The sequence below is a fragment of the Dehalococcoidia bacterium genome (genome assembly GCA_028711995.1).
In the GTDB taxonomy this organism is placed as follows: domain Bacteria; phylum Chloroflexota; class Dehalococcoidia; order SZUA-161; family SpSt-899; genus JAQTRE01.
Genome location: JAQTRE010000100.1, coordinates 1 through 10,402, shown reverse-complemented (window position 1 = coordinate 10,402; position 10,402 = coordinate 1). Strand labels below are relative to the sequence as shown.

At 52.5% G+C, this 10,402-nt stretch carries 8 protein-coding genes and 4 tRNA genes; 11 read left to right on the top strand and 1 reads right to left on the bottom strand.

Annotated elements, in window-relative coordinates:
* Positions 1–237 precede the first annotated feature (237 nt).
* The 11 genes from PHV74_11960 (at position 238) to PHV74_11910 (ending at position 7,379) form a co-directional block, all read left to right on the top strand.
* A tRNA-Phe gene (locus tag PHV74_11960) sits at positions 238–312 on the top strand.
* Positions 313–323: 11 nt separating this feature from the next.
* A tRNA-Gly gene (locus PHV74_11955) sits at positions 324–398 on the top strand.
* 54 nt (positions 399–452) lie between these two features.
* A tRNA-Leu gene (locus PHV74_11950) sits at positions 453–537 on the top strand.
* Positions 538–588: 51 nt separating this feature from the next.
* Positions 589–663: transfer RNA gene (locus tag PHV74_11945), tRNA-Gln, on the top strand.
* Positions 664–954: 291 nt separating this feature from the next.
* On the top strand, positions 955–2,340 hold the full coding sequence (nusA, locus tag PHV74_11940; protein MDD5095072.1) for a transcription termination factor NusA: 1,386 nt from the start codon (positions 955–957) through the stop codon (positions 2,338–2,340).
* Positions 2,333–2,650, top strand: a complete 318-nt coding sequence (locus PHV74_11935) for a YlxR family protein (GenBank protein ID MDD5095071.1) — start codon at positions 2,333–2,335, stop codon at positions 2,648–2,650. Before nusA ends, PHV74_11935 begins: the two co-directional genes overlap by 8 nt.
* Positions 2,647–4,473, top strand: coding sequence for a translation initiation factor IF-2 (gene infB / locus PHV74_11930; protein ID MDD5095070.1), 1,827 nt, complete (start codon positions 2,647–2,649; stop codon positions 4,471–4,473). Before PHV74_11935 ends, infB begins: the two co-directional genes overlap by 4 nt.
* Positions 4,470–4,826: a 30S ribosome-binding factor RbfA gene (gene rbfA, locus PHV74_11925; GenBank protein MDD5095069.1), complete on the top strand. Its 357-nt coding sequence runs from the start codon at positions 4,470–4,472 to the stop codon at positions 4,824–4,826. Before infB ends, rbfA begins: the two co-directional genes overlap by 4 nt.
* Before the next feature lie 17 nt (positions 4,827–4,843).
* Positions 4,844–5,746 carry a tRNA pseudouridine(55) synthase TruB gene (gene truB, locus PHV74_11920; GenBank protein MDD5095068.1) on the top strand — a complete coding sequence of 301 codons (903 nt, stop codon included), beginning with the start codon at positions 4,844–4,846 and terminating at the stop codon, positions 5,744–5,746.
* A 130-nt stretch (positions 5,747–5,876) separates the two neighbouring features.
* Positions 5,877–6,449: an elongation factor P gene (efp, locus tag PHV74_11915; GenBank protein MDD5095067.1), complete on the top strand. Its 573-nt coding sequence runs from the start codon at positions 5,877–5,879 to the stop codon at positions 6,447–6,449.
* Positions 6,450–6,455: 6 nt separating this feature from the next.
* On the top strand, positions 6,456–7,379 hold the full coding sequence (locus PHV74_11910; GenBank protein MDD5095066.1) for an EF-P lysine aminoacylase GenX: 924 nt from the start codon (positions 6,456–6,458) through the stop codon (positions 7,377–7,379).
* 287 nt (positions 7,380–7,666) lie between these two features.
* Here PHV74_11910 and PHV74_11905 read toward each other — a convergent pair whose 3' ends face one another.
* The gene (locus PHV74_11905; GenBank protein MDD5095065.1) at positions 7,667–10,072 is read right to left on the bottom strand and encodes a CoA transferase; all 2,406 of its coding nucleotides are present in this window, start codon (positions 10,070–10,072) and stop codon (positions 7,667–7,669) included.
* Positions 10,073–10,402: the final 330 nt, after the last annotated feature.

The window sequence follows — 10,402 nt, the reverse complement described above, 5'->3', positions numbered from 1 at the left end:
TGCTTATGCCTGTGGTTCTCTCTGAACATCCCTTCACCTCAAGTCGAATAGCCTCAACTTGAGTCTATCGCATCCCAATATCAGCTTCAATACCAAGGCGCTACCTTTTTGCAGGAACGCCATATATGCCAAAACAACACTGGCATGAGGCAATTTCTGATCAACACCTGCAGTATCCTTCAAAAGAACCCTTAGATGACTTGACTATCCTCGCATATGCAGGTAGAATTTTAATCGGCCGAGGTAGCTCAGCGGTAGAGCATCGCACTGAAAATGCGAGTGTCGGCGGTTCGATTCCACCCCTCGGCACCAGCCAGAGCAATGCGGAAGTAGTTCAGCGGTAGAATGTCTCCTTGCCAAGGAGAAGGTCGTGGGTTCGAATCCCATCTTCCGCTCCAGCTGAGTGCCAACCCCGCCCAACCCCGGTGGGCCGGGTTTTTTGCGAGAAACGGGCCGGAGTGGTGGAATGGTAGACGCGGCGGTCTCAAAAACCGTTGGGGGGCGACTCCCGTGTCGGTTCGACTCCGACCTTCGGCATTCTCCCCTCAAGACAGTTGAGGGATCTGAGCTTCTCATTCTTTCCTGCTTTGCCGGGTAGTGTAACGGTTAGCACAACGGCCTTTGGAGCCGTACGTTTGGGTTCGAATCCCAGCCCGGCAGCCATCTTCAGGCAGTGCAACTCACCAACGGCTCGTTGATCCATTTACTGTTCAGTCTATTTTTTCTCTGAAAGAAGAATGACGCAACAATCCCGCAAAACGCAAATGAGATGGCTTCAGTAAATCTGTAATGACAACGTAATCTGTGGAGTGGCTTTAAATTCCCGAAGGCTGAATAGAGCCCACAATCATATTGCAATACGTTGCAAAACATGCTATATTCAAGCTGCTGGAAAGTGGGTGACGTACCCACTTTTTTAATTTTTGCTAAGAAGGCTAAGGGAGTACGGGCCGCATGAAAAACAATTTTCTGTTAGCAATTACTCAATTGGCAGCAGAGCGGAATCTACCCAAAGAGCTAGTCTTCAAAGCGGTAGAATCAGCTTTGGGGTCGACTTATCGGAAGGATGAATCCATCGGGAAATACGATATTGCAGTTTCTATACTCCCAACCAATGGCGAGATCAGAGTCTATGCTCAGAAGGTCGTCACGGAAAAACCAGCCGACATGTGGCATGAGATTTCTCTGGCCGATGCCAGGAAGATTCAAAAAGACGTCCAACTGGGTGAAACCATCAAGGTTGAAATCCATCCCCCGGATGCGGGGAGAATCGGCGTGCAAACTGCCAAGCAAGTGGTGATGCAACGCCTCCGGGAAGCAGAGCGAGAGTTCATATTCGGCACATTCGCTCACAGGGAAGGCGAGATAATCGCCGGCATAGTCCAGCAGGTGGACCACCGGCACGCCATTGTTGATCTGGGGAAAGCAGATGGCGTGCTTCCCATAGCCGAGCAAGTTCGAACGGAACACTATCGCCCGGGCCAAAGGCTTAAGGTCTATCTATTGGAGGTTAGCCAGACAACTAAAGGACCCCGACTGCTACTATCCAGAACACACCCCAACCTGGTTCGGAGACTCTTTGAGCTTGAGGTCCCGGAAATCAGCAACGGCCTGGTGGAGCTGAAAGCGGTCGCCAGAGAACCCGGTTCCCGCACCAAAATCGCTGTGGCAGCCAAGCAGGAAGAGATCGATCCGGTGGGTTCGTGCATCGGACTGCGCGGAATCCGAATCCAGAGTATCATCAACGAACTGCAAGGCGAAAAGGTAGATGTCATCAAATGGGATCAAGACCCTAAGGTTTTTGTGGCCAATGCGCTAAGTCCTGCTCAGACATTGGCTGTCACCATCGACCAATCCCAGATGTCGGCTATAGCCATTGTGCCGGATGGGCAACTCTCGCTGGCCATCGGCAGAGAGGGCCAGAATGCACGTCTCGCAGCAAGGCTCACTAACTGGAAGATAGATATCAAGAGTGCCAGTAGCGTTGCCCCGGAGAAAATAGAGGTTCCAATTGCTGCGGAAATAGCTGCCATCGAGAAGGCTGCGGAGTTAGCCGCGGTTGTACCGGAAGCAGAGGTTCTGGCGGAGCCGGAAGTTGCAGAAGAAAGCGCTGAGGAGATCATCCCTGTAGAGACCGTGATTGAAAAACGGCCACCGCTTCCAGAGGGCCCACAAATACGTTTTGCCGAGGATATTCTCCCTAAAACAGCCCGAACCGGTGACAAAACAGAAAAAAGCAAAAAGAAATTCACCGATGAAAAACCCAAGGGAACCAAAAAGGCAAAACTGGTCAAACTGATTGAGGATGACGGATTCGAAGATGCATTCACGGATGAGTGACACGAAGCATGATGTTCCCGAGAGGACATGTGTGGCTTGTCATCAGACAAAACCCAAACACGAGCTTGTCCGCCTTGTTCATACGCCTGCCGGTAACATCGAGATAGATTTACGAGGTAAGAAAGCAGGGCGCGGCGCTTATTTGTGCAAAAGGAGAGAGTGCTGGGATATGGCGCTTGCCAAAGGGCGAAAAGACCGCCTGGCGCACTCCTTTAAAACTGAGGTTGCTCCTGAAGACAGATCGGCACTCTCAGATTACGGCAAAACGCTTCCAGTCACCTTGACGACAGGGGAAAGAGGAGTTGGATGACGCAGCAATCACCCGGCAAGAAACCACCATCTCAGAAGGGGAAAGCCACGTCCCAGAAACCCGAGTTGGGGGTTTCTCTCCCCAGTGTCCTTACGGTAAAACAAATGGCAGACCTTCTGGGTATTACCCCAATCGAAGCCATCAAACAGCTGATGCGCAGAGGCATTATGGCCAGCGTCAACCAGGCGGTAAACTATGACGATGCGGCTGCCATAGCAACTGATCTGGGTCGCACGCCGGTGCTCAAACGGGAAGAGGAAAAGGAAAAGGAAAAGGAAAAAGAGACACCGGCCCCGAAGCAGCCTCCAGTTTCCAAGAAAGCGGCGAAGGCGCAAAAACCACGCCCACCTGTGGTGACCGTTCTGGGACATGTTGACCATGGTAAAACCAGCCTTCTGGATGCCATCCGACACAGCAACGTGGCAGATAAGGAAGCCGGAGCCATCACGCAGCATATAGGAGCATATCAAGTAACCGTTGATGGGAAAGAGATCACCTTCATCGATACTCCCGGCCATGAAGCGTTTACAGCGATGCGGGCTCGCGGAGCCAGCGTAACTGATATTGCCATCCTGGTCGTGGCCGCCGACGATGGCATAATGCCCCAAACCCTGGAAGCAATAGACCATGTCCGGGCGGCGAATGTACCCATTATCGTTGCCATCAACAAAATGGATAAACCGAACGCTGACGCGGAGCGAGTCAAGAAACAACTTGGAGAGCAGAACCTGATAATTGAAGAATGGGGAGGCGAAGTACTTGCCATCCCCGTTTCGGCCAAGAAACGCGAAGGCATTTCAACTTTACTTGAACATATCCTTATTGTGGCAGAATTGGCTGAACTCAAGGCAAATCCCGATTTGCCGGCCAAGGGCATCGTCCTGGAGGCAAAACTGGATAATACCAAAGGAATGCTGGCCACGCTGCTGGTTCAAGATGGAACCCTCAAGGCCGGGGATATCGTGGTAGTGGAAAACAGGCATTGGGGCAAAGTGAAGGCAATGTTTAGTGACAAGGGCAAGCGTGTGAAATCAAGCGGGCCTTCAACGCCGGTTGAGATTATGGGGTTGAGCGAAGTGCCTCAGGCGGGCGATGCCTTTACTGTAGCGGCCAGTGAACATGAAGCAAGACTCATAATTGAGAAACTGCAGGCACAACAGCAAGTACGCAAAGCCAAGTCCACCACTTTGACTGATATCTCCTCTCAAATACGCGCCGGAGAAACCAAGGCTGTCAATCTCATCCTTAAAGCCGATGTACAGGGAAGCATCGAGCCGATCAAGAACTCGTTGGAACGATTGCAGAACAATGAGATCAAGGTCAGAATTGTCCATTCCGGGAGCGGCAATATTACCGAAAGCGACGTCATGCTGGCGGTTGCTTCCAATGCTATCATCATCGGTTTCAACTCTCGTGTAGAGCCCAGGGTCAAGCGCCTGGCCGATTCCGAAGGCGTTGAGATGCGCAACTATCAGATCATTTACAGAATCATCGAGGATATGGAAAAAACGGTTACAGGCATGCTGGAGCCGACCTACGTCGATGTCACTGAGGGACATGCAGAAGTGCGTGCCCTGTTCAAGGTAAAATCTGCTGTGGTGGCCGGTTGCTATGTGATGGATGGAAAAGTCACCAGCACCAGTAAGGCAAGAGTCATCCGAAAAGGGAAACTGCTTCACGAATCCAACGTAAACAGCCTGAGGCATTTCAAGGATCACGTGAAAGAAATGGGCGCCGGCTCCGAATGCGGCATCAGCATTGAGGGATTCGCCGATTTCGTCATCGGTGATATTTTGGAGTTCTATCGCAAGGAAAAACAATGAGCCGCCGACAGAAGCAGGTCAATCACGCTATTCGTCGGGAGATCAGCGACTTGCTGACCCATCAGGTTAATGATCCCCGAATCAAAGGGATCATCAGCATTACAGAAGTCAATATTTCCCCGGATCTAACCCATGCCAAGGTGTTTGTCAGCGCGATGGGCACCGAGGAAGAGAAGTCTGAGATATTCGCCGGACTGGCTGCGGCCTCCGGTTTTCTCCGCCGGGAGATCGGCGCGCGCCTTAAACTGCGCTACACCCCCGAACTCGTTTTTGAAAGGGATGACTCCATTGAGAAAGGAGATCACTTGCTCCAGCTTATCGACCGGGTCGTTACCAATCCTCCTGACAAATAGAGTCTGAATTGAGACGCTTGACCATTGACGGTATCATCAACCTCAACAAGCCTCAAGGGAAAACCTCTTTCCAGATGGTCGCGCTGACACGCAAGCTCAGCGGTGAACGAAAGGTAGGCCATTCCGGAACCCTTGATCCCGATGCCACAGGGGTATTGCCCATCCTTTTGGGTCAGGCAACAAAGCTGGCACGTTATCTAACCGAGGCCGGCAAGATTTATCAGGCCGAGATACGCTTTGGCAGCGCCACCACCACTTATGATTCCAGTGGCACCACCACTCAACAAGGCGATACGGCATCGTTGACACTGGAAAAAATAAAACCCTCTTTGAACTCATTTTCCGGCATCATTGAGCAGATACCCCCAATGTACAGCGCAATCAAATATCAAGGGAGACCCCTTTATCATCTGGCACGCACTGGAATCGAGATACCCCGAATGCCAAGGCAAGTCACCATCTCTCGCCTCGACGTGCAAAGCTGGCAAAATCCCGTCCTCTCCATAGAAGTGGAATGCAGCAAGGGCACTTATATCCGCTCTCTTGCCCACGATCTCGGACAGGCTCTGGGGTGTGGCGCACACTTGAGTAAGCTCTCCCGACTTCGCAGCGGTCCCTTTTGCATCGAAGAGGCCATCAGCGTTGCCCAACTCCAGGAAGCCTTTCAAGGGAAACAATGGAAAGCGATTATCTCGCCTATGGACACGGCGCTTCCCCATCTCACGTCGATCACCGTCGACGAGGCAAGCGAGGCAGATATCGCACACGGTCGACCTTTCCCCTGGGCCGAAGGGCAGGAGAAAGCCATTGGGAATCAGTGCCGGGCTTACTCAACGAGCGGGCGTTTTCTGGCGCTGGTTCATTTCGATGCCGAGAAAGGGCTATGGCAACCGGACAAAGTATTCGCTGCAAGTCCTTGAAAAGGCATTCGTTTGGGAAACTGCGCCTCTATCCGAAGGTCGTCCTTTACTAATACCCTGGCATACGCTATGATTCTCTGTGTTTAAGCAGTCTCGAACCGGAACGCCACATCGCTAGGAGGGAAAACAGTTGGCAATAGAGATCGGGGAAGTACATAAGAACTCCAAGCTACTCATCAATGGGGTTCCCTACAATGTAGAGGAATACGACTTCATGAAACCCGGGAAAGGCCGGGCAGTCTACCGCCTCAGGCTCCGAAACCTGCTGGAGGATACGTCTCTCGACATCACCTATCACTCCGGAGACAAGGTGGAAGAAGCTCATGTGACCTCCACACAAATGCAATACCTTTATCGCGAAGGCGATCATTATGTGTTCATGAATACCGAGACCTTCGACCAGTACATGTTGGGTGAAAAAAAGGTAGGCAATAAGAAAAACTTCCTCAAAGAGGGAATTGCGGTTACCGGCGTCATGATGGAAGACCGGCCAATCGATATTCTTCTTCCCAACTTTGTTGAACTGGCGGTTATCGAGACTGCAGCATCAAGCAAGACGGATACTCGCACTGCGCAAAACAAAACGAGCGTTCTGGAGACTGGGCTAACCATCGGGGTTCCCACGTTTGTGAATGAAGGCGATATCGTCAAGATCGATACGCGCACTGGAGCCTACGTGGAGCGAATCACTCAGAAGAAATAATATCTCATGGATGAGGAACGTCTGAGGCTCTCCCGGATCAAGCCCAATCTCGAGCGTCGCGCCCACATCATGGAATTGACTCGCGGGTTTTTTCGACACTGTGGCTTTCTTGAAGTTGAAACCCCGATTCGTGCAGCAACAGTTGCCCCTGAGCTACAAATCTCCCCTGTAGAAAGCGAAGGCTGCTTTCTGATTACCTCCCCCGAACTCCACATGAAACAGCTGCTCGCCGCGGGGTACGAGAATCTTTTTCAGATCGGACATACCTTTCGCAAAGGCGAGCGCGGTCGCTGGCACAATCCTGAATTCACCATGCTGGAATGGTACCGAACAGGCGGCGATTACCTGCAGATGATCCGCGATACGGAAGACCTCCTACAGGAAATTACGAATGGCCTCGGCATAGGCCCGGTCATCAGCTACCAGGGTTGCCAAATCGATCTCACACCGCCGTGGCCCAGAGTGACGGTCCGGGATGCGTTCAGGGAGGCCGCAGGATGGGATCCCGTACTCAAGTCAAACCCTGTACGATTCGACGATGATCTGGTCTGCAAAGTCATTCCTCGATTTTCACCTGCTCGGCCCACCGTACTGATGGACTATCCTGCCGCGATGGCGTCCCTTGCCCGATTGAAGCCGGATGATCCCACGCAATCAGAGCGCGCCGAGATTTTCATAGGCGGTCTGGAGATTGCCAATGCCTATAGCGAGCTTGCAGATGTTAAGGAACAGACTGAGCGTTTCGCCAGGGAAATAAAGCAAATCGCTCAAGAGCGAAGGCCCCCTCCCACGCCCCGGAGATTCCTCGAGGCCATGGCTCATTTTCCTGAAAGCGGCGGTATTGCCCTCGGCATGGACAGGCTGGTGATGCTCTTTTGTGATGCCTCCTGCATCGATGAAGTCATGGCCTTCACAGTAGAAACGGCTTGAGCATCGCGTGGTTAGCGAAACGGATAAACAGGCAAGAGGAAGATCGTATTTCCGGTGACCTTGCGAATGGGCTCTCTCACGAAACAATCGATGACAAGGAAGCTTGTGCCTCCAAGCCAATATACCCTCGATCTTTTTCTCAACAGATGGACTTCCTTGATGGACGATTAGTTGCGTGGTCCCGATATCAAAACAGTGTCCACCAGACTTTTAGGGCTCATCTTGTATTCGAAGAGCCTGGCTGTTGTCCGCTAGCCAATGAGTCCCGCTTTAGCTGATTGACAACACTAATAAATGACCTGCTCTTTCACCAGACGCTCGATCTCAGCCGCTTTCATCCTCAGGAGTTCTCCAAAAACGTATTGGTTGTGTTCCCCGAAGAGCGGACCATGGCGGGTGATCTCTGCCGGGGTTCTGGACAATTTCCAGGGCGGCGCAGCGACTGTCTGCCTGCCAATGAACGGGTGTTCGACTTCGACGAAGCATTTGCGGTGGCGAAGGTGAGGATCGGTACAGAGGTCCTCGCTGGTAAAATACGGGACAGCAGCCACTCCGACGCCCTGCAAGGTCTCCATCACTTCATAATGCGTTCTTTCCGATGTCCAGCCTTCGACCAGCTTGTCCAGTTCTGCCTGATTTTGCCGACGACACGATGCGTCGATGAATCTCGGATCGCTCATCCATTCAGGATGACCCGTGATCTGACACAAGGCTCTCCATTCCGCCTCAGTCCCGATGGCAATGCTGATCCACTTATCTTCCCCTTTGCAGCGATAACAATTGTGGGGTGCCATGAATTCATCGAGATTGCCCTTACGAGACTGAACCCTGCCGTTGATGAGATAATCCATGAGCACATCTCCGATCAGAACACTGACGGTCTCAGAAGAAGAGACATCGATATGCTGGCCTTCTCCCGTCCGCTGCCGATGGATAAGCGCGGCAAGAACAGCCCAAGCAGACGTGGTGGCGCTCAAAAGGTCCACTTCGCCCATCGAAAGGATTGGAGGTCCGTCAGGATGGCCGGTGATGTACGACAGGCCGCCGATCGCGGCGAAGTTTGTTGCATATCCTGTATATGCTCGTTCCGGACCGGTCAAGCCTGAGGCAGAAGAGGAAAGCAAGATGATTTCGGGGTTGACCTTCCGCAGGACTTCATAGCCCAGCCCCAGCCTTTCCATGACCCCGGGGCGCATGTTCTGAGCGGCCACATCGCTAATCCTGATCAACTCCCTGGCCAGTTCAACCCCTCCGGGATGCTGCAGATTGAGGTTTATGCTGAGCTTGTTCAGGTTCATATCATTGAAGGCGGGAGACAGTTCGATGTTTTCAAAGAACTGACCGGTCGTAATCGAAAAGAACCTGCAACCATCGATCCGGCTGTTGCTCTCGACCTTGATGACCTCGGCTCCCAGCATGGCAAGGAGGTCCGTTGCATGAGCACCGGCCCACGCCCAGGTGAAATCGACAATTCGAATCCCTTCCAGGGGATACCTCATCGCGCCTTCCTGTTGTGCTGACCTCTTTTCTGAATGAGCGCCCGCTTCCCTTTTGACGCGGATCAGTTCGTTGTGCTGGCCAAGCGAAGGCGCTGTACTGCCGATTGCCCACGGCGTCCTCGAGAATTTGCAGGGCGCTCCGGGAAACGTCATCACATCTCCATCCGAGTCTTTAGCCTGGACAAAGAATTCCCTCGCTTTCAACTGTTTCGACTTCACCACGTCCTCGGCGGATAGAATCGGCGCTGTGGGACAGCCGCAGGCCTGCCCTTGATGATATATCTCTTCACGAGTATGCTTCATTGCCCATTCCGTCAGCCTGGGCCTGATCTCTGTTTCAAAACGGGCCAAACGTTCCGCATTATCGTCATACGCCTTATTCTGCGCCCACTCCGGATTGCCCATAAGCCGGACGCAGCCATGCCATTGATGCATCTCAGGAACCGAGATCACCACATGGCCATCCTTGCAGGGTATCGGAGGCATGGTTTCTCTGTTCTTGATCCTCATTCGGGCGTAATCGGGGTATGGCATGTTGGCATATTGCGCCGCCGGCAATCGGTTGAGGTCTATGATCGTTTCCTGCTTGGAGATATCAATATGCTGCCCCATACCTGTTTTTCTCTGGACATACAGGGCAGCCAAGGTTCCAGTGGCAGCGCTCAGTCCGCAGGCATACTCTGCGAACATCCCTCCGGGCTTGACAGGCTCTCCGATGGGACTTGAATATCCCAAACCCCCGCTGAACGCCGTGTTGAGCGGATGAGTTTTATACTCGGCATAGGGCCCTGTCTGTCCGAAGGGAGTGATGGATGTCATGATGAATTTGGGATTGATTGCCGCCAGGATATCGAATGAGAGTCCCAGTTTCCTGATCATCCGAGGAGACTTGTCTTCAATCAGGATATCCGCATTCTCAATAAGTCTCTTGAAGGTATTCATCCCCTCAAGTGTTTCCAGATCAAGGGTGATTCCCCGTTTGTTCGTATTGAGGTACATGAAAAGGATGCTGCGCTCAGGATTTAGGATATCATTCAGGAACGGGCCTATTCGCCTTGCCTCGTCGCCCGTTCCGGGCTCCTCGATCTTCATGACCTCAGCGCCCATGTCAGCCAGCAGTTTGCCGCAATACGGACCAGCGACAAGACTGGCATATTCGATCACCCTCACTCCGGCCAGTGCTTTCTCATCCATGGTTCAGTTGCCCTCACCCCCTCGATCCCCCTCTCCCATTCTGGAAGAGGGGGAAGAAAAGACATTTGGGGGACACCCCCAAACCCCCGGAAGGGAAGTATCCCTTCATCCTCTTTTGGAAGGTCGACCCCAAGAATCGCCTCTACTACTGATCAACTGATGGCTGACCGCTGACTTCGGGACACCCCCACCTCTCTTCAATAGGGAGGCTGTTTAGTTTTGATTTCAGCCTCGACTTTGACTGATTTTGTAATGCCTTCACCCCCACGTATCTGGTAGAATCAACTCAGATTCAGATTGAGGGGGAGAATCCTCCATGAGAACAGCCAA

Excerpts from the sequence above, each read along its gene's own strand:
- PHV74_11935 (MDD5095071.1), top strand. The coding sequence starts at position 2,333 with ATGAGTGACACGAAGCATGATGTTCCCGAGAGGACATGTGTGGCTTGT.
- infB (MDD5095070.1), top strand. The coding sequence starts at position 2,647 with ATGACGCAGCAATCACCCGGCAAGAAACCACCATCTCAGAAGGGGAAA.
- nusA (MDD5095072.1), top strand. The coding sequence starts at position 955 with ATGAAAAACAATTTTCTGTTAGCAATTACTCAATTGGCAGCAGAGCGG.
- PHV74_11905 (MDD5095065.1), bottom strand. The coding sequence starts at position 10,072 with ATGGATGAGAAAGCACTGGCCGGAGTGAGGGTGATCGAATATGCCAGT.
- PHV74_11910 (MDD5095066.1), top strand. The coding sequence starts at position 6,456 with ATGGATGAGGAACGTCTGAGGCTCTCCCGGATCAAGCCCAATCTCGAG.
- rbfA (MDD5095069.1), top strand. The coding sequence starts at position 4,470 with ATGAGCCGCCGACAGAAGCAGGTCAATCACGCTATTCGTCGGGAGATC.